A 20,979-nucleotide genomic window follows, 5' to 3' on the forward strand; every position below is an offset into this window, starting at 1 on the left:
CGGGCCAATGGCGCTTTTTCCGCCTGGACCGCTCGGTGCACAGCGGTGACCGGTCACCGCTGCTCGGGCAGGGCGTAGCCGACGTAGCTGCGGAACTCCAGCCGCCAGCCGGCGGGCAGCAGGTCGGCGCAGAGTTTCCGGCTGCCGACACAGAGGATCGCGTCGACCGAGGCCGGGTCGGCCGGTGGTCGATCGTCAAGCACCGACTGGAGCGCGAGCAGTTCGGGCTGCCTACCGTCCGCGTCGCGGAGCAGCAACCACCAGGGGTACTCCCAGTCGTCGTTGCGCTGGGACAGCCCGATTCGGCGCGCGTCGGCAGTCCGGACCGCGTCGGCCGCCCACCGGTACTCCGCCGCCCACTGCGGACGCCGGACGAAACGGCTCTCCCAGTCGGAGGTGGTGAAGACCGAGCCCGCCCCGACCAGCCGGCGCGGGAAGCCGTACGACAGCGACAACACTCCGGCCAGCGCGCAGGTGGCCAGCACCGTCACTGCGAGCCCGGCGGCGACGGGCCGCCTGCCGCCGCCACCCGTTGGGCCACCGCGTCGTTCGCGGACGCGGGACGCGACCTGACCCGAGCGACGGAAGAGGGCGTCGAGCCAGAGACCGGCCAGTGGCACCGAGGCCGCCAGGGCGTAGAGGATCAGGCGGTTCCCCCACGGCTGCCACTTGATCGTCGCGGTGTGCAGCACCACGGCGACGACCACCACCAGGGCGTACCCGCGCAGCGCCCCCGCCGCACCCGGGCTGACCCGGGCGGGGCGGCGCAGCGCCGCCACCGCACCGACAAGCGCCAGCGCACCGGCCAGCGGGAAGGCGACCCGGTCCTCGTCGGGATACCAGGACGCGACCGGGAAGATCTCCCGGCCGAACGTGATCGCGCGGTCCTGCGGGTCGACCCCGATCAGTCCGGCCACCCCGATGATCGCCTCGGCGGACACCTCGCGCAGCGGTGCCAGCGGAGTGTCCAGCGCGGTGTGCCCGATCCGGAGCGCGTTCACCAGCACCGACGGCGGGTCGTGCCGTTCCATCGGAACCGACTCGCGCAGCCGCTCCGGTCCGAGCGGGTGGCCGAACTCGGCGTACACCCGGCCCAGGAAGGGGCCGACCACCGCGGCGGCGACCAGCAGGATCAGGACGGAAGCGCCGACGGTGCGGGTGATCCCGCCGACCGGGGCCCGACGGTGTGTGGCCGGCCGGTCGACGTACGCCAGGCGTAGCTGGCCGAGCCCCCAGAGCACCAGCAGCGGACCGACCGCCAGCAGCCCGCTGGTCTTGGTGACCGCGGTCAGCCCGGTGGCCGCCCCGAGCACGAGCAGGTCACCCAGGTGCGCACGTCGGCGCAGCCCGTCCAGCGCGAGCGTGCCGGCGCAGAGCACCCAGGCGGCGCAGACCAGGTCGGTCTGGGTGCTGGTCGCCTGTAGGGCCACCATCGGCGTGCTGGCCAGCACGAACACGGTGAGCAACTGGGCTCGCCGGCCACCGCCGAGTTGCGCGGTCACCCGGGCGACCGCGAGCAGGCAGACCAGTCCGGCGGCCCACTGCACCAGGTGGTGCAGCGCGTCGCCGCCGGTGAGCAGTCGCAGGTGCAGCAGCAGGTACTCGGCGCCCGGCGGGATGGTGACCTGGCGGTGGATCGCGGTCGCCCAGAACGTCAGGTCGCCCTGGGCCACCCAGCGTTCCACCTTGGGCAGGTGGTAGGTCTGCGAGTCGAAGTTGTTCGGTGCGGCCAGCAGGGCGATAAGCAGTTCGACCAGGAGCAGCCCGGCGACCGTACCGGCGAGCAGCCGTTCGCCTCGGCTCGCCGTACGCCAGAAACCGCTGGCGGCGTTGCGCCAGCCGCCGGTCGCGGGGGTGCCCGGCCTGGTGTCCGAAGCGGAAGGTACCGCCGGACGATCCGGCCCCACGACGACCGTCGCGGTGGCCGCCCCCCTCGACGCTTCACCGAGGACCTCCGCCGGCGGTTCCGGCGCGTCGGCGCGGGCGGGGCCGGGCAGCGACTGTGGCGTGGGACCGCCGACCGCTGCGGTGCCCCGGCGCCCGGTCGCGTCATGCTCGCGGAGCCGGGTGTCGACCCGCCGACGCCACGCCACAGCCACTGCCGCCACGGCGAGAAAGAGCAGCCAGGCCAGGCCGAAGGCGGGCGCGGTGAGCAGCCGCAACGCGCCCAGCGCCTCGACGGTCGCCACCGCGAAGGCACCGACGACGAGGACCGCCCGGAGCACTGCGAGTCGCCGTGGTGCCACGACGTCCACCTTGCGTGGCCGTAGTGCCACGCTGAGCAGAACGAGCGCGGCGACGGGAACCAGGACGAACGGGAAGCCGGCGGCCGACATGGCCGGAAGTAAACACCATCATCCTGGGTGTCCGACCGTGGATCGCCGTCGGTGGTCGTCGCCACCTGACTGAGCTGCCGGGCTAGGCTATGGCCGACACATTACCCGCCCTCGTGGAGATTCCCGTGAAGCTGTCGATCCTCATGCCGGTCTACAACGAGGAGGAACGCATCGCGGATGCCCTCAAGCAGGCGCTGGCGGTCGAATACCCGTGCGAGATCGAGCTCGTGGTGGTCGACGACGGCAGCCGCGACGGCACCGGGGAGATCCTCGGGCGTGCCGACGACGCCCGGCTGCGGGTCATCACGCACCAGCGCAACGCGGGCAAGGGCGCGGCCATTCGCACGGCGGTGGCCAACGCCGAGGGCGAGTACATGGTCATCCTCGACGCCGATCTGGAGTACGACCCACAGGACATCCCCAAGCTGCTGGCCCCGGTGCTGGACGGGCGGGCGACGGTGGTCTACGGCAACCGCACATTCGGCAGCCACAGCGCCTACAGCTTCTGGTACGTGATCGGCAACAAGGGCGTCACCATGGCGGCGAACGTGCTGTTCAACTCCTACATCGGAGACCTGGAGACCTGTTTCAAGCTGATGCCGGTCGCGCTCTACCGCTCGTTGGACGTCCGTTCCCGAGGGTTCGGCATGGAGGCCGAGGTGACCGGCAAGCTGCTGCGTCGCCGCATCCGGCCCTACGAGGTGCCGATCAGCTACCGGGCCCGGGGCCGCGAGGAAGGCAAGAAGATCACCTGGCGGGACGGCGTCGAGGCACTCTGGATCCTCGGCCGCGAGCGCACCCGTCGAAACCCCGACGCCTCGCCCCGCTGACCGCCCCGCTGACCGCCCCGCTGACCGCCCGGCTGACCGCGCCCCGCCGATGACACGGCGCCGGTTGCGGCATGCCGGCCGTATCACGGCCCCGGAAACCGCGACATGCCGCGAACCGGCGAGCGATCAGACCAGCGCCGGAGACAGGAACTCGGTGATCGAGTGGCGTAGTCCGGCCGCGTCCAGCCCGTGCCACCGCGCGTGGTCCGCCGCCGAACCGTACCGGCGCAGCTCCTCGCGACGGACCCCGAGCGCCAACAACCGGTGCGGCCGGTCGGTCAGCGCGGCCGAGACCAGCCGGGCCGAGGTGCCCGCCAGGTACGGCTCGACCAGGATCACCTCACTGTCCACGAGCGCCCGCAGGCCGGTGGTGTCGAACGGGCGTGGCCGGTGGGTGTACGCCACGGTGACCGGCAGGTCCGAGGTCGCGTCGAGGACCGCGTCCACCGTGGGACCGACCGCGACCAGCAGCGCCGCCCCCGGTCCGGCGTCCCGGAGTACCCGCAGGTCGCCCGCCTCCGGGTACGCCTGCGCGTTGCTCTGGGTGGACAGCCGCACGTATGCCGAGTCCCGGCCGCAGACCACGTCGCGCAGCAGCCCGGGGATCTCGTCCCGATGGCCGGGTACGTGCACCGTCCAGTCGTGCAGGGTGTCGATCAGTGCGACGTCCGCCGGGCCGAGGTGGGTGCGGCCCGCTGCCGCGCGGTCGTACGACGCGCCGACGCTTACCAGCACCGCTCCCACCCCTTGGTGGTCGAGGTCCAGCTTGATCTGCTCGTACGTCCGCTCGACGAGGAACGGCGCATAGCTGTGCACGATGGGGCGCAGCCCGGTCAGTGCCAGGCCCCCGGCCACCCCCAACATGAGCTGCTCCCGGATACCGACGTTGAGCACCCGGTCTGGATGCCGGGCAGCGGCCGGAGCGAACGCCGCGGCGGAGATGTCGGCCAGCACGACGACGGTCCGCGGGTCGTCCAGGAACGCGGTCGTGGTGGCCACGAAGGTGTCCCGCACGATCACTCACCGTCCCTGATGAGCGCGACGACGGCGTGCGGGCGGTGGCCGTGGTGTCCGGTCAGCGCCGGGTGGAGGGCGTCCCGGTCCCGCCCGTCGACCGTCGCGGCGGTCCACCCGTTGACGGTGAACCGGGTGGCCACTCCGCCCGGCCAGCCGTGGGTTGCGGAGGAGTTGTCCACCACGATCGCGGTCAGGTTGCCCAGACCGACCGCTCCGGCGTACGCGATCGCCTCGTGGTTGGAGCCCTCGTCCAGTTCGGCGTCGCCGAGCAGCACGTACACCCGTGGTTCGTGCCGGCCCTGGGCACGTAGCCCGAGTGCGGTGCCGACGCCCAGCCCCAGGCCGTGCCCGAGCGAGCCGGAGCCGATCTCCACGCCGGGGATCAGGGTGCGGTCCGGGTGGTCGCCGAGTCGACTCCCCGGCCCGCCCTGGTCGTCCAGCCAGTCGGGCGGGATGAAGCCCTTCGCGGCGAGCAGCGCGTAGTAGCCGGCCACTGCGTGGCCCTTGGAGAGCAGGAAGCGGTCGCGGTCGGGGTCGTCGACGGTCTCCGGGGTGATCCGCAGCACCCGGTCGTAGAGCACCTGAAGCACGTCGAGGGTCGACAGGACGTTCGCACCGAACTGCCGACCGGCGCGAACGCGCTCCAGCAGTGGTGCGACCGGATCGCGCCCGTCGAGCGGCGCGGCGGCCTCGGCGACCCGGGCCGTGGTGGCGAGTGTGGTCATACGGATAGCCTGCAAGTTGAAGCGAGGTTCAACTCAAGGCGACGTGATGCAGGAAGCATTGACCATCGGCCAACTCTCCGCCCGCAGCGGGGTGGCGCAGTCCGCCCTGCGCTACTACGAGCGGCTGGGGCTCATCCGGGCCGAGCGGACGAGCGGCAACCAGCGCCGCTACCACCGCGGCGAGCTGCGGCGGGTGGCGTTCATCCGGATCGCCCAGCAGGTCGGCATCTCGCTGGAGGAGATCCGTGCCGCGCTCGACTCGCTGCCCGCCGCCCGTACCCCCACCGCCGAGGACTGGGCCAAGCTCTCCACGGTCTGGCGGGCCCGACTGGACGAGAAGATCCGGCTGATGAGCCGGCTCCGCGACGACCTGGACGCCTGCATCGGCTGCGGCTGCCTCTCACTGCGCCGCTGCACCCTCTACAACCCGGAGGACAACCTGGGCGGTGAGGGCCCCGGAGCCCGCCTCGTGCTGCCCGGCTAGCTTCCCGCCCGGTTGCCCGGTTGCCCGGTTGCCCGGTTGCCTGGCTGTCGGTGGCGGGTATGTCGCCGGGGCTCAGCCGACGGTGAGCAGCACCTTGCCGACGTGCTCGTTCGACTCCACGAGCCGATGCGCCTGCGCCGCGTCGGTGATCGGCAGCCGTCGGTCGATCACCGGACGCACCCGGCCCGCCTCGACAAGCGGCCAGACCTGCTCGCGTACCCCGCGTACGATCGCCGCCTTCTGCTCCAGCGGCCGGGAGCGCAGCGCGGTGGCCGCGACCGTGCCGCGCTTGGCCAACAGCGCACCCAGGTCCAACTCACCCTTACGACCGCCCTGCATGCCGATCACCACAAGCCGACCGTCGGCGGCCAGGGCGGCCACGTTCCGGCCCAGGTACGACGCGCCCATGATGTCCAGGACGACGTCTGCGCCCCGGCCGTCGGTGGCCCGACGGATCTCCTCGACGAAATCCTGCTTCCGGTAGTCGACAAGCAGATCGGCGCCCAACTCGCGCAGCCGCTCGTGCTTGCTGGCCCGGGCGGTCGCCACCACTGTCGCGCCGAGCGCCGCACCGAGCTGGATCGCGAACGTGCCGATTCCGCTGCCACCGCCGTGCACCAGCAACGTCTCTCCCGCCGCCAGGCGGGCCACCTGCACCACGTTCGACCACACCGTGCACGCCACCTCCGGCAACCCGGCGGCGTCGACCAGGTCGACGCCGGCCGGCACCGGCAGCAACTGCCCGGCGGGCACGGCCACCCGTTCGGCGTACCCGCCGCCGGCCAGCAGCGCGCAGACCTGGTCACCCGCCCGCACGCCGACCACGTCGGGCCCGGTCGCGCTCACCACCCCGGAGCATTCCAACCCGGGGTACGCGGGCGCGCCCGGCGGGGGCGGGTAGTGCCCCTGCCGCTGCAACAGGTCGGCCCGATTCACCGCGGTGGCCCGTACGTCCACGACGACCTCACCCGGACCCGGCCGCGGGTCCGGCACCTCGCTCCAGGCCAGTACGTCGGGTCCGCCGGGCTCCGCAATGGTGATCGCTCGCATGGCCCAGTCTTACCCGATCCCGGGCCGGCTCCACGTCGGTGCCCCGGGTCAACACCCAGCGTCAGTGGTCCCGAGGCACCGGGTAGCTCGGCCGTTCACCGATGTACGCGGCGTGGCAGACTAGGCACGGCCGCGCACCGCGTGGTCCGGGAGGGTTCGCCTAGTGGCCGATGGCGCTGGTCTTGAAAACCGGTAAGGCAGCAATGTCTTCGTGGGTTCGAATCCCACACCCTCCGCCCACCTGGACAGCAAAAACGCCCCCTGACCAGCGCGAACGCTGATCAGGGGGCGCTTCTATGGGTGGTGAATGAGTCTCACTTTGTCTCGCCCGGTGCCGCCGTGTCTCACTGGTCGTGTCGTTTACGTGTCGGCGTCGCCCGGCGCTTCCTCGGCCTGGTCGTCGGTGCCTAACGCTCCCTCGATTCGCTTCCGGGCGGCCTCGTCCTGGCCGTCGATGCACGAGGCGTAGACCTTCAACAGCACATGCACGCTGTGCCCCGCCCATTGGGCGACCTGGGTAGCCGGCACTCCGGCGTTCAGCCAGAGCGACACGGCCGCGTGCCGCAGGTCGTACGGCCGGTGCGCCAGTGGTGAGCGCTGCTGAGCCGGTGTCAGCGCAGCCTCGCGTGCCTGTCGCCAGGCGCGCAGATAGGTGCTCTTGGACACCGGGGCGGGTCGCGCGCCAGCGGCGTTGAACATCCGCCCGTTGGCGTCGCGGCAGTGCGCCCGGACGTGCTGCCGCAGGATGCGAACCAACTCCGGGCAGGCCGGGACATCGCGGGTCGCCTTCTTCGCCCGGTGCTTCAACTCCCGATCTTCCAACGATTTGCCGCTGTCGCTCCAATCCTCGCCTACCTGCTGCGTAGAACCGCTGAGGTGGAGCCAACCCCATCCCTTTTCGGGTAGCTCGCATTCGTCGGCGCGTAGGTGGATTACCTCGGAGGGGCGGAGCGCGGCGAAGTACATGCAGGCGAAGAAGCCTGCCAAGTGCGGATCGCGCTTGCGCACTGCTGAGAGCAAGGAACGCGCTTGTTCAGGATTCACGACCACCTTCCGGTCAACCTGATCGGTGTTCTTCGGCGCTCGCCACTGAATGAAGTCCATTGGGTGAGCTTCGAGATAGCGAAGTTCAACCGCGTACTTCAAGGCGCTGTAGAAGACGGCCCGCTTTCTTGCGACGGTGTTCGCTGCGGCCGGGCCACCGTCGATCCGAACCGTGAGAGCGTCGAGTGCCTTCCTGATGGTGGCTGGATTTGCCACGTCGGTGAGCGGCAGAGTGTTCGCGGTCAGCCATCGGATGACCGGCGCAAGGTTCTCCGGCGGTATGCCGTTGTCCCGGTCGCGCTGCAACTTGTTGAAGGTCCAGGTGTAGAGGGCGTGACGGATCTCGGCGTCATCCGGTGCGCCGCGTGACGTGGCGAGCAGGGCGAGCGTGACTGTGGTGAGCGCATCGGCAATGCTCTTGCGCTGCGTCGCTGCCGCACGCGGCCATTTCATGTCCACGAACGCAACGGCTACGTCATACCAATTCCGGCTGTTCAGTTCCCGTGCCATCGGTTCCGGTAGCCCGGTCTTCTCATCGAATGCCGTTCCCTCGCGCTGTGCCACGACCAGCTTTGATCGGAAGCTCTCGGCGAGTGCCCGAGTGGCGTACGTGTTTCGGAACGGCTTGCCGGCCACCTTCCATCGGACCGTGTACGACTTCCGCTTGCCCGCTAGGTCATTGGCCAGGATCGCGTGAATGCGTACGTCGTAGCTGCTCAAGCGGCCTCCTCGTGATCGTTGAGCCAGTTGTCCAGGTCGCGGCGGCGGACGTAGAGGCTTCCGTTCGGGTACTTGATGGTTCGGGGTGCGCGGCCGGTGGCCTTCCAGCGGAAGAAGGTCGACCGGGGTACGCGAAGTTCGTCCAGGACTTCGGCGAGGGTGAGCAGGTTGCCGGTGGAGGTGCGGCGGGCGGTCATCGGCGGGTGTCCTCCCTCGGGGTGGCGTCGAGGTAGATGCGCTGGAACATCGGGGATCGGCGGTCGGGGTAGGGCCGGGACGCAGAGCGGATGTGCAGCACTCGGGCGATGGCGTTGAGTGCTGCGGCTGTTTCAGCGGGTGTGCCGTGCAGCCTGATTCGCACGGTGGCGGCCTTCCGGTCGGTGGCGGTCACTTGTGGAGGTACGGGGAGGTATCGCCGCAGAGTGGCGTAGAACGGCCCGCTGAGAGCGCCGTGGGCGCAAGATCGCGGGTGTCCCGGTGTAGGGCGTAGGGCGTGGCGCTCTCAGACGCTCTCAGCGGCCGTTTCCGGCCACCGGCGGCCCGATCCGGATCGCCGGTGCCGGTCGAAAATGGGCCGGGAAACGTTGACACGTTGACAACCCGCCAACATTCGGCCGTTTCCGCAGGTGGCGGCGGGTGAGCGGGTGTCACCGGGGGGCGTTGACACCCGTTGACACCCGTTGACACCGGGCGGGCCGGCGGTGGGTTGTCAACGCCTGTCAACGGCTGTCAACGCGAGCCGTTGACACCCGCTCGGGTGTCCTGAGCTGCGGAAACGTCGCTGTCGGGGTCAGGTGTCAGCGTGTCAACGCTTCCGGGTTCCTGCTCGGCGGTGGCGCGGGGGTGCAGTTCGTAGCGGCCGTCCGGCCCGTGGCGGACCCATCCGAGCGCGGCCAGCTCGGCGAGCACCGCCGACACGTCATCGGACTTCGGTAGCCGGCGCGACACCCGGCGGTGTAGCTCCCGGCGGGTGAACGTGGTCATGCCCTTGCCGGTGAGCACGCCGAGCACGTACCGAGCGTTCTCCACCGCGCTGTCGGTACCGATGGCGGTCAGCGCGGTCCGATAGTGCGCGGCGAAGAATTCGGCCAGGCGAACGGCGTCGGCCATGCGGTCGGCGTCGATCGGCCGCAGCCACGCATCGGTCGGATGGTGCGCGACGTGCAACAGCCCGGCCAGCCGCAGGGTTGCGCCGGTGAGTTTGTTGCCCCACTCGCGCATGTCGTACAGGCTTCCGCCGGGCCGTAGCTCGGCTTCGACCTGCTCGGCGGCGGCCCGCCGCACCCGTCCGGCGTCGTCGGTGAGGGTGACCACGTCCGGGTCGGGCCACTCGGCGAACGTCGCGGCCAGGTCGTGCACCCGGTGCCGGTAGCCGGCGGTCACCTGCTCCGGCACCGGCGGCGTGTCCACCGGCCGATATCCGGCCAGCGATCGGGGCAGGGCGAACAGGAACCGGGCCGGCAGGCCACGCCCGGCCAGGTCGGCGTTACCGCCGAACTTGCGCAGCACGGTCGGCTGCGCCATCACGCACACCGTGAGCGCCGGCTTGTCGACCGATGCACCCTCGCGGGTCTGCCGTTCGTTGCTCATCGGCTGACCCGCGTGACCCTTCAAATACGGGTCGAGGTTCGGCGCACCGGAGTACCGGCCGGCGAGGGTGTCGAAGATCCCGCCCTCATCGCTGATGATCGCCATCCGCCCGCCGTTCGCGGCCATCAGGCCGATCAACGCTTCCGGGGTGGCGTCATCCACGATCAGTTTCGGCAACGTCGGGACCGTGATCGCCTCGGCCGCGATGGCAGCGGCGACGGCCTCGGCCGCGGCTTCATCCCGCTTGCCGGGGTCAGTCGCTTTCGCCGCGGCCGTCTTCGCCTGCTCGGCCTGCCGGTCGGCGATGTCCCGCAGCGCGGCGGCCTCAGCGATCCGAGGCCGCGCCGCCTCGGCGAGCGTCGACTGAGCAGCGAACAGGGGTGCGGTCATCGCTCGATGCACGGGTGACTTCCGTTCGCCAGGGCCGGCGATGACGGCGGCGAAGATGTTCACCGGCTCCCGCCACCCGGGCACGGGTTCGACGTCCAGCCGGCCACCCGCGCACGCGGACAGGACGGCCATGGCGAGGGTGCCGGCCATCGCCGGGTCGGTGGCGGTGAACCGGGCCACCCCGGTCACCATGTCGCCCAACCATCGGGGAAACACCTCCACCGGGAACGGCGGCGGCGCGGTGTTGGGACCGGTCAAGGGCACTGGAACATCCCACAGCGGCCCGCCTGCGGTTTCCTCGCTGGTGGCTTGCGGATGGTCGGTGACTAGGTGGAGACGGGCGGCGCTCATGCGGCACGTCCTTCCGGTGGTGCGGTGGGGCCTGGGTTGGTGACAACCGGGGTTGTCGTCGTGCGCGCCAGCTCGGCGAGCCGGGCCATCTGTTCGGGCATCCCGCGTGTGCCGTCCAACGGCCGAACGGCGTGCGGCCAGACCGCTGTTACCGGGTCGGCGTAGTCGCGGCCGGCAAGCACCGTCACTCGGCCTGCCGTGTCGATGCCGAGGCGTCGGGCTTGGGCGCGCAGGGTCGGCACCGTGACCGCACCGGGCGTGTTCATGCGCTGTTCGTAGGGTTCGATCACGGTGTGCGGGGTGAGTAGGCCGTGGCGGGCGGACAGGATGAACAGCCGTCCGCCGAGACGGTCGGCGGCGCGGCGGCACGCCCGGTGGTAGCTGCCGGTGTACATGTGCCCGGCATGCGCGGGTCGGCCGAGTTTCGCCGTGCCGCAGGGCACGATCACCAGCGCGTCATCACGGCCCATCACGGTGCGCCGCATGCGGGTGTTCACCGGATCGGCGTATGCCTTGGCTGCGGCCTGCCGGGTGACGTTCAGCGTGCGGCCGAGGTCGGCGTAGGACCATCCGTCGATGAGCACCAGGTCAACCGCCAGCCACTCTCGCGCCTCACGGCACGCCGTCTCCAACGCGGCCAGCGCGGCGAGTGCATCGGACGGGGTGCGGGCGGTCGCCAGCGCGGCGGCATGCTCGCTCACGTGACCGGTCGCCGCGTCGAGCTGCGGCGCACGGTGACAACCGGGGTTGTCGTCAGGCGGCGTCATGCGGCCACCGTCCGAGGTCGGCGGGCACCAGCGGTGAGGCCGGATCGGACGGTGCGGTACGCCTCGGCGGTGCGCAGCCCGGCCGTCACGCCCGCCTGTTCCAGCAGGTGTTGGGCGTCGTCCTCGGTCAGCGCGCCACCGGCCACGAGTTGCCCGAGCGCGACGGCGGCCACGTACAGGCTGCGGTTCCGCTCGCCCGGCGCGGCGGCGGTCACCCGGTCGACTTCTCGGGCGATGGCGGCCCGCACGTACGCCCGGGCACGGCTGGTGCCGAGGTCGACCACCACGGGCCGCTGCGGCGGCAACGGTGCAGGGGCGAGCAGGTCGGCGAGCCACCCGGGCAGCGGTGCGGGATCAACGTCGAGCGCCACCGTGTAGGGCCGTGCGGCGACGGTCGAACCGGCGGCAACGACGTAGCCACCGGCGGCGCGAGTGTCGACCATCGGCCCGAGCGTCCCGGCCGTGTTCCGCAGCACCGTGCCACCTGCCGGGTGGCGGTAGTAGAGATGAGTGCCGCCTCGGCCGGTCGTGACGGTGTAGGTCGGATCGATGGTCGCCCGGTGGGCGTCGGCCAGCTCGGCCAGCACCGCCAGGCCGTCCCGCCCGCCCGTCTCGGCGGACCGCTTCGGGGTGTCGAGGTCGACCACCACGAGCCGAGACGGCCCGCACGCGATGCCGATGCCGTACGGGCGGGCCGACCATGCGCGGCGAATGCGGTCGGGGTCGGTGGTGGCACGGTCCTCCCACCCGACATGCCGGCCAGCAGCGCGGCAGCGCGGGTCGCGGCCGATGCACCGGTCGGCGGCATGGTCGGGGAAGGCGGGTCGCTTGTCGTCGGGACGGAGCGGGAAGACGTGCCATCCGCGTTCGGCGTGGCCGAGCGCAGCGGTCAGCAGGTCAGACATGGAGATGTCTCCTGATCAGGCGGTCTTGCGGCGGGCGGTGTCGAGGTTGAGCAGCGCCGCGCCTGAGGTGGCCGGGGCGCGGCCGGACGGGCGGGCAGCGGTGGCGACAGACAGCCGCAGGTAAAGGCGGCACCGACCGGCATCAGCGCCGGTCAGCGGACGGCGGGTGCCGCGTTGGGCGATCCGGTGCCCGGCGGCAGTAAGAGCAGCGGTGGCGGCGTCCAGCTCGGCCGGGGTGCCGGTGAGCCAGATCTCCAGCCCGGACAGTCGGGCATCGCGGGGTGAAGCGCCGTCGCGGCGCGGCCCGGCCATCACGCGGCCCGCCTCGGCCGGGGTCGCGCTGCGATCGCCGCGCGGGTCACGGCCTGGCGCACGTCGCCGAGCAGGCCGACCAGCTGACGGCGGGCGGCCTGCTCGGTCGGGGCGAGCGCCACTCTGACGCGCACCTCGGCGTGGTCGCGGCCCGCGGCGGTCCGCACGCGGACCAGCACTGCCCGCGCGTGGCCAGCGTCGACCACGATTTCGTCGGAGCGGTGTTCGCCGAGGCCGCATCGGTGGCCACCGGCGCACCAGTAGGTGTGACCGGCGTTCCGGCGGCTCATCGGTGCGCCTCAGCGCGTAGCCGGTGAAGGACGTTGTAGACGCGCCGTCCGGTGCGCAACCTCATGCCCCGGTCGCAGCGGCGGCAGGCACGCGGCCGACGCAGAAAGCGGGTGGTGGTCTGACCGGTGCCCGCGCATCGCTGGCAGGTCTTGAACGGCGCGACCCAGCACAGGATGCTGTAACCGAGCGTGATCAGCGCGGGGATGGTGGCGAGGGTGATAGCGGCGGTGGTCAGGGGGTCCATGACAGCCTCCTGGGCCGGTTTTCGGGCGTGAAGGGCCGTGAGCTGCTATCCGCTAGATGGCAGCTCATGATTCGGATTGGGTGCTAGCGGGGGTGCTAGCGCTAGCAGCACGGGCCGCTAGCGCTAGCACGCTCCGGGGTGGTCAGTCAGCCGACCGCTTGCGGTCACGCTCCGCTATCGCGGCGAGCAGGTCGGTGTGCTTGATGCCGCGCCGGGTGACCGACTTGCCGTCGATGCGCCGACCCACATCGGCGACCTTGATCGACGGGTGCGGCTTGAGCGCGGTGGTGAGCTGCGCGGCTTCCCACCCGCCGTAGACGTCGGGTCGCAGCTCGGCGAGCAGACCGCACAGCGTCTCGTTCCACGCCGACTTCTCATCCCCCGGCCACACTCGGGCCAGGTCGCCGAGGACATCGGCGATCGGGGCCACCTGCCGGGTCTGCTCGTCCGGCACGGGCAGCGTCCCGGCCGACTGTCGCAGCGCGACGGCACGGGTGACCACCTGAGCAGCGGTGGCGGTGTTGACGTAGTACGACTTCACCGCCGACGCCTTCGGGCCGAAGCCGCGCAGGATGCCCCACCCTGCTTCATCGACGGGCACGAACACCGTGGCGCGTAGCCCCTGCTTGTAGGCCGAGGTACCAAGGATCATGTCGTTCGCGGTCTGGTCAGCCACGGACAGGCAGAACCGGGAGTTGACGTTGCGGCTGATGCCGGTCGGCAAGCTGTCCTTGTCAGGGATCTGCGTACCGATCGCGATCATCACGCCGAGCGCTCGGCCGAGCTTGATGACCTTTTCCAACTTCTCTCCGGCGTCCTTGCCGTATTTGCTGGTCATCAGCTCTTGCAGCTCATCGAACCAGGCGACGAGGGGGTGAAGGCCGGACCCCTTGAGCGATGCCAGTTCCGGGGTGACCTTGTTCTCCGGGGCCTTTCCAAGCCGGGCGTAGTGCTCGATGCGCTTGGAGCGGTGGCGGCACTCTTCGTACAGCCAGTCGATGAACGCGGCGCACCGGGCGAGGGTGTCGTCATCGAAGCCGTTGCCGTACTCGCTCATGACCGGCTCCAGCACGGCGAAGTCTCCAACGCCCTTCAACTCGTAGCCTCGGATCTCCGCACGCGGGTCCAGCGACGCGGCGAGCAGCAACAGCCGCAGCGCGAACGTCTTACCCGATCCGGGCTGGCCACCGAACAGCCAGTTGCGGAACATCATTTCCGCGCTGATGGTGTCCAGCCGGGGCGTGGTGGCGAACGGGAACGCCTTGAACAGATCGACCTTCGCCCCGGTCGACAGCAGCGGCCAGGGCGGCGGGGTCATCTGCGACGCCGGTTCGTAGCCGACCCACAAAGCGAGGCGTCCGGTGTGGCCGGGTGCCGTCTCGGGCCACACCTGATCCAGCGGAAGCCGCATCGCCGAGGCCAGCTTGCCCCGCCGGGCGACCACCTCGGACGCCTCCACCCCGTAGGGCAGGTCGACCACCGCCAGGTGGCCGGGGCCGTCCCGGTGGATGTCCACCGGGAAGCTGATCGCCTTCGCGTCCTTGGCCACCGCGGAGTTGATGGCCGGCAGTTGCAGCGACGTCAACGCCCGGCGCACCAGCTCGGCGGTGAGCTTGCGATACCGCGTGCTCTCGGAAACTCGGTCGGTCAGCGGCTTGTCCGCCGGACGGCCGAGTGTGGCGAGCAGCGGCAGCACCGCCAGCAGAGCGACCCACCGCCACCACGTGGGACCGAGCGCCAGCACGATCGCACCGGCCACCATTGCCCCGGCAGCGCCGGCCAGCACCCACCACCGCCACACGGTCTGACGCTGCCGGCGAGCATCCAGCTTCATCCACGTGTCCGCGTCACCCCGCGACGCGGCGGCCTGCCGCAAGTGCCAGTTCCCTTCCTCGGCACTGGCCCAATGCAACGCCCGACCGACGCCCCGGAACAGCCCCAACGGGGCGTAGACGGCAGTCTTCGCCGCGTACTTCGGCAGACGCACCGTGTGGTACGCGGCCACGTAACCGGCGTCCTTGCTCTGATGCCGAACAGCGGCCCGCAAGCCGCGCCACGAACGCGCCCAATCAGCCAGGATTGGCCGCCGCTGACGCTGCCGCGCAAGCACATCACGGGGAATGTCCTCGGCGGCGTCAACCGGCCCACCGTCGCGGTCCGGGTCATCGGCAACACTCTCCGCGTCCTCGCCATCGTCGTCCAGGTCGCTGCCGTCACCGCCGTCCGGGGTGACGGAACCCTGCCGGCGAGCGCGGGCGTCGTCCAGGTCCACCACCTCGGCGTCCGGGCCGGTGGCGTGGTCGGTCAGGTTCGCCTCAGCGGTCTGCCGGTCGAAATGGTCATCGTCATGGGGGTTGGGGCTAGCCATGATCGTTCTCCTGTCGTGTGGGTCAGGCGGCCATCAGCAGGGCGGAGACGAACAGGAATGCCACGTGCCAGGACTGATCCAGGGCGTACGCGCCGGTACCGAGCGAGGGGTTGTCGTCGTGGCCGGGGCGGGGCGTGCCGAGGGCGTAGAAGCGGGCCGAGCCGAGCGCTTCGGCGATGCGGCGCAGCGGGGTGCGCCGGTCGGCGATGTAGTGCGATACCGCCGAGACGGTCAGTCCCACGCCGACCGCCCACGGGTCGAGCCGCAGCCCGGTGCCGGCGATGAGGAACACCAGCGCGAGCAGGGCGGTGAGGGTGTAGGTGGCGACGTGAGCGGCGCAGGCGAGGCGGCCCGGCCAGCCGGGCAGGCCCTTGTGGTCGGCTTGGTGCTGCGACTGGATCCAGTGGTCGCCCACCTGGTGAGCGACGTAGAGAGCGGCGAAGACGGCGGCGAACGTCGCGGCGTGCGCGCCGGTCGGATCTGCGAGCATGGGTGTTCTCTCCCAAGGTCCGTGAGGGTTGAGGGGTGAGACCGGCAGCGCAGCGAGGTTCCTAGGCCGTGAGCTGCGCTGCCGGGCGGGGCTAGTCGTGCGAGCGCACGAGGTGCGCCAGGGCGGCGCCCATGCCGAGCACCGCCACCGGCAGGCAGGCAACGGCGGTGGTGATCCACCACGGGGCTACCTGTACTCCGGCGGCGACGAGCAGGTGATAGGCGACCTGGCCGAGCGCGCCGATGAGCAGTGAGGCGATGGCCGACCACTTGGCGAACCGGCGTGCCCGCTCGGGTACCCGGCCGGACAGCCACACGTACAGGGCGTACGCGCCGTACGTCTCCACGCCGATCGGCAGGGTGATCGCGGTGTTGATGGCGAACCCGTCGGCGATACCGGGCAGCGGGTGCACCACCCCGAACCCGGTGAGTCCACCGAGCCCGACCCACCCGGACCAGATCGCCACGAACGCGGGAAGCGCCAGCAGGATCACCGGCCACACCACCGCCGGACGGGCCGGCTTGCCCGTGGCGGGCGGGGTGGGCGTGTCCGGGTGACCGACCGCGCCAACCTCGGCCGGCGGCACGACGGGCGGGATCTTCACCGGCTCGGCGGGCGGCGGCGTGTGCTCGGGCACGACCGGTACCGGTGCCGGGTCCGGGCCGATCGGCTCGGCGTAGTCCAACCGGAGCGCAGCCGGGGCGTCGGTGTCGGCCTGCGGTGCCAGCAGCGCACCCCGGACGGCCATCGCCGAGCGAAGGGTGTCGCTGCGGGTCCGGTCGGCGTGCTCGGCCCGCAGCCGGGCCAACAGGTCATCGGCCTTCGGCGCGCCGATGCGGAACTCGCGCATCAGCCGGTTGCGGGACGGGAACTCCTGCCCGTCCGGCAGTGCCAGCGCGCGAGCGGCCGGCAGCAGTGCCTCTACCGGCTGCGGATACTTCGTGCCGTTGATCGTGGGGGCGGTCATGCTGCTTCCTCCATCGGGTAGGCGCAGTCGACGCACTCGCCGAGCGAGCGCGGGATGCAGTACGGGCGCACCGTGCCGCAGGTCGGGCAGGTGCGGCGGGCGGTCAACGCCGCGCGGATCGCGCGCAGCTGCGCGGGGGTGGCGGTGCGCTTCGGCCGGGCCAGGTCGACCCGGTACAGGTAGGCGGTGCGGGTGCCACCGACGCCGCGCCAGAGGATCTGCGCGGCGATCGGCTGACTACCCGGGCGCAGGCCGGCGGCGCGCAGTTGGCGGCGGGTGGCGTAACCCGGCGGTGCGCCGCGCCACCAGAATGTCGGGATGCCGTACCGCGTCCCGTCTGGGTCGTAGTAGGCGGCGCGGATGCGGGACATCAGGCCGCGCGTTGCGGGTCGGTGCTGCGGTCGGCGAGGTCGGCGGCGGCGCGGGTCACGCGGGCCTCGGCCCGGCGCAGCCTGCGCCAGTCCAGCGGCGACGGTCCGCCGTGGTCCTCGGCGTAGATGAGGGTGATCTCGGCGTCCAGCTTGTCCAGCTCGGCGGCGATCAGCGGCCACTCGGTGTCGATCGCGGCCAGGTCGGCGGCGGTCGGCTCGGCGGTGGTGAGGTGGGTGATCACTTCGATCGGTTCCTTCCAGAACGGCGAGAGCGCAACACGGGCCGGCAGGAGCGGCAGTGACGCTCGTCGGGTGCCAGCGGGGCGAGCCCGCCGCAGCGGTGGCAGGTGCGCCAAACGGCGCTGTTGCGGGTGGTCACTCGAACGGCAGCGAAGACGCTCACGGTCATGACGGCTCACCTCCACAAGCGGGGATCAAGACGGGAAAGCCCGGGGTGAGGCCGCGCTAGAGCGGCGCGACATCCCACCCCGGGACAGGTGCAGATGCGAAGAGGCAGAAGACATTCCGCGCGCCAAGATCCGGCTCGCTCGGCCCGCTCGCTCGGGATCTACCGAGGTCGGCCACCGTGTGACTCAAGGCGGGAATACCGCAAGCCAGATCAAACGCGGCGCTTCTGCTGTGAAGTTCTCAATGGACGGCCACACGGCGGCTCGTTCGCGAGCGCCGCAGCCAAAGCCGCAACGCCGACGCAGCAACCAACCGGCTTGTCGCTCCTGGCTAGCCAGGTGTGACGAGATGAACGTAAGCCGGCTTGGCTAGTCAGGTCAAGAGGGCGCGGCGAACTTTCCCAACTTGGCTAGTCAGCGCTAGTGTGATCCTGTGAGCGAGAACCTTGATTTCCTCGGCGAGCTAGATCCCGACGACCCGAAACAGGCGTCACAGCAGATCGCGAACAAGCTGCGAGCGGCCATCCTCACGCGCCGACTCGCCCCCGGTGACAAGCTGCCGTCGCAGCCCGAGCTAGCCACCCGCTACGGCGTGGCGCGAGAGACGGTCAAACGAGCCCTAGACCTGCTCCGGACAGAGCGGCTGATCGTGTCCCGGCAGGGCAGCGGCGCGTTCGTCCGGGCGCAGACACAGCGAGCCGTCGAGCTGCGTCCGCACATCGAAGCAGCGTTCGACCGGCCTCATGTCAGCATCGACTTCGCCGGGTTCTCCGGCGAGACGCTGCGCGACGCGCTCGCCGAGGCGCTCGACAAGGTGCGTGTCGGTCGACTCGCACCGGAGACGATCGCCGTGCGGGTCCTCATCTCCGACATGACCGCACCGATGGCACTGCCGGCACGGGCCGAGACACAGGCCGACGACCCAGCGGTACGCGAACGCGCGGAGCGAATCACCCGCCGAGCAGCAGACGGCATCATCGATCAGGTCACCGAGTTAGGCGACCTCGGCCTAATCCGGTCGACCACCGTTGAGGTGCGGATGCACCGAGCGTCCCCGCTGTTCAAGCTCTACATCCTGAATAACGAAGAGGTCTTCTACGGCTTCTATCCCGTCGTAGAGCGCACCGTATCGGTCAAGGGTGAGCCGATGGCCATCTATGACCTGATGGGCAAGGACGTGCCGCTGTTCCACTACGCCGTAACCGACGACGACACCTCACACGGCACACAGTTCGTGGAGGCGTCCCGCCAATGGTTCGACTCAGTGTGGTCGACCATCGCCTACCGGTACGACGCATGAACGCCGACCTCGGCCAACTGCTCGGCGAGGTCGATGCACTGCTACTCGACTTCGACGGACCGGTGTGCAGCATCTTCGCTGGATATCCCGCTTCGCAGGTTGCCGCCGAACTGGTCGACGTACTGCGGCGGCACGGGGTCGACGTGCCGCCGGAACTCGCCAGCGAGCCGGACCCACTTGAAGTGCTACGCCGCACCGGCGCGGCTGGCGACCAGGCCGTCACCCAGGCGGTAGAAGACGCACTCTGTGCGGCTGAACGCCGCGCCGTCGAGACTGCCGAACCCACGCCGTACGGACGGGAAGTCATCGTGGCGGCACGGCAGGCCGGATTGCCGGTGGCGGTGGTTAGCAACAACTCAGCCGGCGCGGTGAGCGCGTACCTGGCAGCGCACCGGCTCGCCACGTACGTGTCGCCGGTGGTCGGTCGGGCATACGCTGATCCGTCCCGAATGAAGCCGGACCCCGGCCCGATTCTGCAGGCCGTGTATGCACTCAGTCAGTCACCGCACCGGTGCGTACTCGTCGGCGACTCGCTGTCGGACATCGAGGGCGCGAGGGCTGCAGGGGTCCTGGTTGTCGGCTATGCGAATAAGGCACCGAAGGTTGAGGCGTTCCGCGAAGCAGGGGCAGATGTGGTGATCACCAGCATGGGTGAAATAGCCGGGTGGCTGATCGAGCTTACTGGTGATTAATTATTGGTCCCATAGATGCGCGGCTGCCAGACCTTCGCCTGCTCAAGGAACAACTGGTACTCTTCATGCTCCTGGAATCGTGCGTGTAAAAGGCTTGCTGGAATGCCAGCTTCGATAAGCAGGATCGTTCTCAGGAGCCACTGAACAGATAGCGCCACCGTGACGTATTGGTCATAGTCTGAGTCATCAAACCAGTCCGGACGGGCTCGATGAGCAAAGTCATTCCGGGCGTTGTACACAGCCGTCTTCCAGCGGCTAGTTCGTCCCGTTACCTCGGGGATAACGGGTCGGGTCATCTCCGCCAAGTCAAGCAATCGTTGGCCGTAGCCAATCTCCTGAACGTAGGCTAGGAATCCCTTGACTGCCTCCCCAGAGCCAACTCGTATTTCTTCCGCCGCCGCTGCAGCCGCATCGCGGACAGCCCTGCCGATATCATCCGAGAACCGCAGCGCGTCCGGCCGCAGTCGACGGTGCAAGCCCTCAGCGACTGTAGTCAACTCCAGCACCTGCGTTTCGAGAACGGTTGAGCCCCGCGTCCCCCGGGCAACAACCGGGGGCAGAGGCCCCAAAGTTTCTGCCTTACCGAGCCACGTAGCGACGACAGTCGCGGAAATATCGCCCTTGCGAAGCAGGGTTCCGTGACGTATCGGAAGGTCATAGGGCTCGTGAGCCTTGCTGTGAATCGGCCACCAAGGACTTGCCGAATCCTCTCGAACTTGGACCGCCAGCAGGCCGACTGCGTCGCCTATTCCGAGGCTAAGTAGAGTGCAAAGTGGCCGCAGGTAACGGCGATCTAAGACGCTCAAGCTTTGTGGCGCAAAGTCTTGCAGGACAAGCCAAACCGTCCCTGCGTCCTCCTCTAAGTGAACTGTGCCCCCGTCTTCAAGGGGGGTCCGGTTCGGCCAAAGGGGGGACAGCATGGCGTGAGCTGACTGGAGTGCGACTCGGATACCTGAAAATGGGTGGTCCCGATTTCGGACGTGTTCACCAATTAGAACACGGATAGCCTGAAGTTCTTCGGACTGTTCATCGGGGAGAAGGCCGCCGAAGTACCGACGAGTCTGCGCATGCAGCAGCGTTATCTTGGTGCCATCGGCCGTTATGCCGTGAATTGTGCGCGGAGTGAAGTCACTTACGGGCTCATACCGAGTAACGAGCGTGTCGCCCGCACCGGATGTTCCTACGGCTTGCATTAGCGACGTGAGTGCACCATCCACCAAGAGCACAGGTGTCGAACCATTGCCGACACGGAGAACCCCTGGTCGCTGGAGGCCAACCGAATCGGTATCAATCCAGAACTTTCCTATAAACTCGTGGTCGGTCATATT

General features: G+C 69.9%; 22 protein-coding genes and 1 tRNA gene. 5 read left to right on the plus strand and 18 right to left on the minus strand.

What is annotated here, in order from left to right:
- Positions 1-53 precede the first annotated feature (53 nt).
- Positions 54-2,336, minus strand: a complete 2,283-nt coding sequence (locus AB0J93_RS25320; protein ID WP_363924819.1) for a hypothetical protein — start codon at positions 2,334-2,336, stop codon at positions 54-56.
- Between the two features lie 125 nt (positions 2,337-2,461).
- Between AB0J93_RS25320 and AB0J93_RS25325 the strand changes: the two genes are divergently transcribed.
- A complete protein-coding gene (locus AB0J93_RS25325; RefSeq protein WP_363924820.1) occupies positions 2,462-3,166 on the plus strand; it encodes a glycosyltransferase family 2 protein in 705 nt (234 codons plus the stop codon).
- 126 nt (positions 3,167-3,292) lie between these two features.
- Here the strand turns inward: AB0J93_RS25325 and AB0J93_RS25330 are convergent, their stop codons facing one another.
- A complete protein-coding gene (locus tag AB0J93_RS25330; protein ID WP_363924897.1) occupies positions 3,293-4,180 on the minus strand; it encodes a transketolase in 888 nt (295 codons plus the stop codon).
- Positions 4,181-4,182: 2 nt separating this feature from the next.
- Positions 4,183-4,908: a transketolase gene (locus tag AB0J93_RS25335; protein WP_363924821.1), complete on the minus strand. Its 726-nt coding sequence runs from the start codon at positions 4,906-4,908 to the stop codon at positions 4,183-4,185.
- Between the two features lie 46 nt (positions 4,909-4,954).
- Between AB0J93_RS25335 and soxR the strand changes: the two genes are divergently transcribed.
- Positions 4,955-5,392, plus strand: a complete 438-nt coding sequence (gene soxR, locus AB0J93_RS25340) for a redox-sensitive transcriptional activator SoxR (protein WP_363924822.1) — start codon at positions 4,955-4,957, stop codon at positions 5,390-5,392.
- A gap of 72 nt (positions 5,393-5,464) precedes the next feature.
- Here the strand turns inward: soxR and AB0J93_RS25345 are convergent, their stop codons facing one another.
- Positions 5,465-6,442 (minus strand): NAD(P)H-quinone oxidoreductase, encoded by a 978-nt coding sequence (locus AB0J93_RS25345; protein WP_363924823.1) that lies wholly within the window; start codon positions 6,440-6,442, stop codon positions 5,465-5,467.
- Positions 6,443-6,591: 149 nt separating this feature from the next.
- On the opposite strand from AB0J93_RS25345, the gene AB0J93_RS25350 reads away from it, so the two are divergent.
- A tRNA-Ser gene (locus AB0J93_RS25350) sits at positions 6,592-6,678 on the plus strand.
- A 124-nt stretch (positions 6,679-6,802) separates the two neighbouring features.
- Here the strand turns inward: AB0J93_RS25350 and AB0J93_RS25355 are convergent.
- From AB0J93_RS25355 to AB0J93_RS25415, 13 genes are all read right to left on the minus strand, one after another.
- The gene (locus AB0J93_RS25355) at positions 6,803-8,206 is read right to left on the minus strand and encodes a tyrosine-type recombinase/integrase (protein WP_363924824.1); all 1,404 of its coding nucleotides are present in this window, start codon (positions 8,204-8,206) and stop codon (positions 6,803-6,805) included.
- Positions 8,203-8,403, minus strand: coding sequence for a helix-turn-helix domain-containing protein (locus AB0J93_RS25360; RefSeq protein WP_210936130.1), 201 nt, complete (start codon positions 8,401-8,403; stop codon positions 8,203-8,205). The genes AB0J93_RS25355 and AB0J93_RS25360 overlap by 4 nt, the downstream gene beginning before the upstream one ends.
- Before the next feature lie 532 nt (positions 8,404-8,935).
- Positions 8,936-10,537, minus strand: a complete 1,602-nt coding sequence (locus tag AB0J93_RS25365; protein ID WP_363924825.1) for a YfjI family protein — start codon at positions 10,535-10,537, stop codon at positions 8,936-8,938.
- A complete protein-coding gene (locus AB0J93_RS25370) occupies positions 10,534-11,304 on the minus strand; it encodes a DUF6884 domain-containing protein (protein ID WP_363924826.1) in 771 nt (256 codons plus the stop codon). The genes AB0J93_RS25365 and AB0J93_RS25370 overlap by 4 nt, the downstream gene beginning before the upstream one ends.
- Positions 11,301-12,209 (minus strand): bifunctional DNA primase/polymerase, encoded by a 909-nt coding sequence (locus tag AB0J93_RS25375; RefSeq protein WP_363924827.1) that lies wholly within the window; start codon positions 12,207-12,209, stop codon positions 11,301-11,303. The genes AB0J93_RS25370 and AB0J93_RS25375 overlap by 4 nt, the downstream gene beginning before the upstream one ends.
- Positions 12,210-12,224: 15 nt before the next feature.
- On the minus strand, positions 12,225-12,521 hold the full coding sequence (locus AB0J93_RS25380) for a hypothetical protein (RefSeq protein ID WP_363924828.1): 297 nt from the start codon (positions 12,519-12,521) through the stop codon (positions 12,225-12,227).
- Positions 12,521-12,811, minus strand: coding sequence for a hypothetical protein (locus tag AB0J93_RS25385; protein WP_363924829.1), 291 nt, complete (start codon positions 12,809-12,811; stop codon positions 12,521-12,523). Before AB0J93_RS25385 ends, AB0J93_RS25380 begins: the two co-directional genes overlap by 1 nt.
- Positions 12,808-13,056, minus strand: a complete 249-nt coding sequence (locus tag AB0J93_RS25390) for a hypothetical protein (RefSeq protein ID WP_363924830.1) — start codon at positions 13,054-13,056, stop codon at positions 12,808-12,810. Before AB0J93_RS25390 ends, AB0J93_RS25385 begins: the two co-directional genes overlap by 4 nt.
- A gap of 142 nt (positions 13,057-13,198) precedes the next feature.
- Positions 13,199-15,424 carry a cell division protein FtsK gene (locus AB0J93_RS25395; protein ID WP_363924831.1) on the minus strand — a complete coding sequence of 742 codons (2,226 nt, stop codon included), beginning with the start codon at positions 15,422-15,424 and terminating at the stop codon, positions 13,199-13,201.
- Positions 15,425-15,446: 22 nt separating this feature from the next.
- Positions 15,447-15,914: a DUF3307 domain-containing protein gene (locus AB0J93_RS25400; protein WP_363924832.1), complete on the minus strand. Its 468-nt coding sequence runs from the start codon at positions 15,912-15,914 to the stop codon at positions 15,447-15,449.
- A gap of 91 nt (positions 15,915-16,005) precedes the next feature.
- Entirely contained in the window at positions 16,006-16,881 is an 876-nt protein-coding gene (locus AB0J93_RS25405; RefSeq protein ID WP_363924833.1) for an ABC transporter permease, read from the minus strand.
- Positions 16,878-17,252, minus strand: a complete 375-nt coding sequence (locus tag AB0J93_RS25410) for an RRQRL motif-containing zinc-binding protein (protein WP_363924834.1) — start codon at positions 17,250-17,252, stop codon at positions 16,878-16,880. The genes AB0J93_RS25405 and AB0J93_RS25410 overlap by 4 nt, the downstream gene beginning before the upstream one ends.
- The gene (locus AB0J93_RS25415) at positions 17,252-17,494 is read right to left on the minus strand and encodes a DUF6284 family protein (protein WP_363924835.1); all 243 of its coding nucleotides are present in this window, start codon (positions 17,492-17,494) and stop codon (positions 17,252-17,254) included. Before AB0J93_RS25415 ends, AB0J93_RS25410 begins: the two co-directional genes overlap by 1 nt.
- A gap of 598 nt (positions 17,495-18,092) precedes the next feature.
- Between AB0J93_RS25415 and AB0J93_RS25420 the strand changes: the two genes are divergently transcribed.
- Positions 18,093-18,959: a GntR family transcriptional regulator gene (locus AB0J93_RS25420; protein WP_363924836.1), complete on the plus strand. Its 867-nt coding sequence runs from the start codon at positions 18,093-18,095 to the stop codon at positions 18,957-18,959.
- The gene (locus AB0J93_RS25425; protein ID WP_363924837.1) at positions 18,956-19,651 is read left to right on the plus strand and encodes an HAD family phosphatase; all 696 of its coding nucleotides are present in this window, start codon (positions 18,956-18,958) and stop codon (positions 19,649-19,651) included. Before AB0J93_RS25420 ends, AB0J93_RS25425 begins: the two co-directional genes overlap by 4 nt.
- On the opposite strand, the gene AB0J93_RS25430 is transcribed toward AB0J93_RS25425, so the two are convergent.
- Positions 19,648-20,976, minus strand: coding sequence for a HEPN domain-containing protein (locus tag AB0J93_RS25430; protein WP_363924838.1), 1,329 nt, complete (start codon positions 20,974-20,976; stop codon positions 19,648-19,650). The two genes, AB0J93_RS25425 and AB0J93_RS25430, sit on opposite strands and share 4 nt — an antisense overlap.
- Between the last annotated feature and the right edge of the window lie 3 nt (positions 20,977-20,979).

Source organism: Micromonospora sp. NPDC049374 (assembly GCF_040677165.1).
GTDB lineage: Bacteria > Actinomycetota > Actinomycetes > Mycobacteriales > Micromonosporaceae > Micromonospora.

Coding starts and splice junctions, on each gene's coding strand:
- AB0J93_RS25345 (WP_363924823.1), bottom strand. CDS start 6,442: ATGCGAGCGATCACCATTGCGGAGCCCGGCGGACCCGACGTACTGGCC.
- AB0J93_RS25375 (WP_363924827.1), bottom strand. CDS start 12,209: ATGTCTGACCTGCTGACCGCTGCGCTCGGCCACGCCGAACGCGGATGG.
- AB0J93_RS25365 (WP_363924825.1), bottom strand. CDS start 10,537: ATGAGCGCCGCCCGTCTCCACCTAGTCACCGACCATCCGCAAGCCACC.
- AB0J93_RS25405 (WP_363924833.1), bottom strand. CDS start 16,881: ATGACCGCCCCCACGATCAACGGCACGAAGTATCCGCAGCCGGTAGAG.
- AB0J93_RS25335 (WP_363924821.1), bottom strand. CDS start 4,908: ATGACCACACTCGCCACCACGGCCCGGGTCGCCGAGGCCGCCGCGCCG.
- AB0J93_RS25360 (WP_210936130.1), bottom strand. CDS start 8,403: ATGACCGCCCGCCGCACCTCCACCGGCAACCTGCTCACCCTCGCCGAA.
- AB0J93_RS25385 (WP_363924829.1), bottom strand. CDS start 12,811: ATGAGCCGCCGGAACGCCGGTCACACCTACTGGTGCGCCGGTGGCCAC.
- AB0J93_RS25390 (WP_363924830.1), bottom strand. CDS start 13,056: ATGGACCCCCTGACCACCGCCGCTATCACCCTCGCCACCATCCCCGCG.
- AB0J93_RS25395 (WP_363924831.1), bottom strand. CDS start 15,424: ATGGCTAGCCCCAACCCCCATGACGATGACCATTTCGACCGGCAGACC.
- AB0J93_RS25430 (WP_363924838.1), bottom strand. CDS start 20,976: ATGACCGACCACGAGTTTATAGGAAAGTTCTGGATTGATACCGATTCG.
- AB0J93_RS25410 (WP_363924834.1), bottom strand. CDS start 17,252: ATGTCCCGCATCCGCGCCGCCTACTACGACCCAGACGGGACGCGGTAC.
- AB0J93_RS25400 (WP_363924832.1), bottom strand. CDS start 15,914: ATGCTCGCAGATCCGACCGGCGCGCACGCCGCGACGTTCGCCGCCGTC.
- AB0J93_RS25380 (WP_363924828.1), bottom strand. CDS start 12,521: ATGGCCGGGCCGCGCCGCGACGGCGCTTCACCCCGCGATGCCCGACTG.
- soxR (WP_363924822.1), top strand. CDS start 4,955: ATGCAGGAAGCATTGACCATCGGCCAACTCTCCGCCCGCAGCGGGGTG.
- AB0J93_RS25425 (WP_363924837.1), top strand. CDS start 18,956: ATGAACGCCGACCTCGGCCAACTGCTCGGCGAGGTCGATGCACTGCTA.
- AB0J93_RS25320 (WP_363924819.1), bottom strand. CDS start 2,336: ATGTCGGCCGCCGGCTTCCCGTTCGTCCTGGTTCCCGTCGCCGCGCTC.
- AB0J93_RS25370 (WP_363924826.1), bottom strand. CDS start 11,304: ATGACGCCGCCTGACGACAACCCCGGTTGTCACCGTGCGCCGCAGCTC.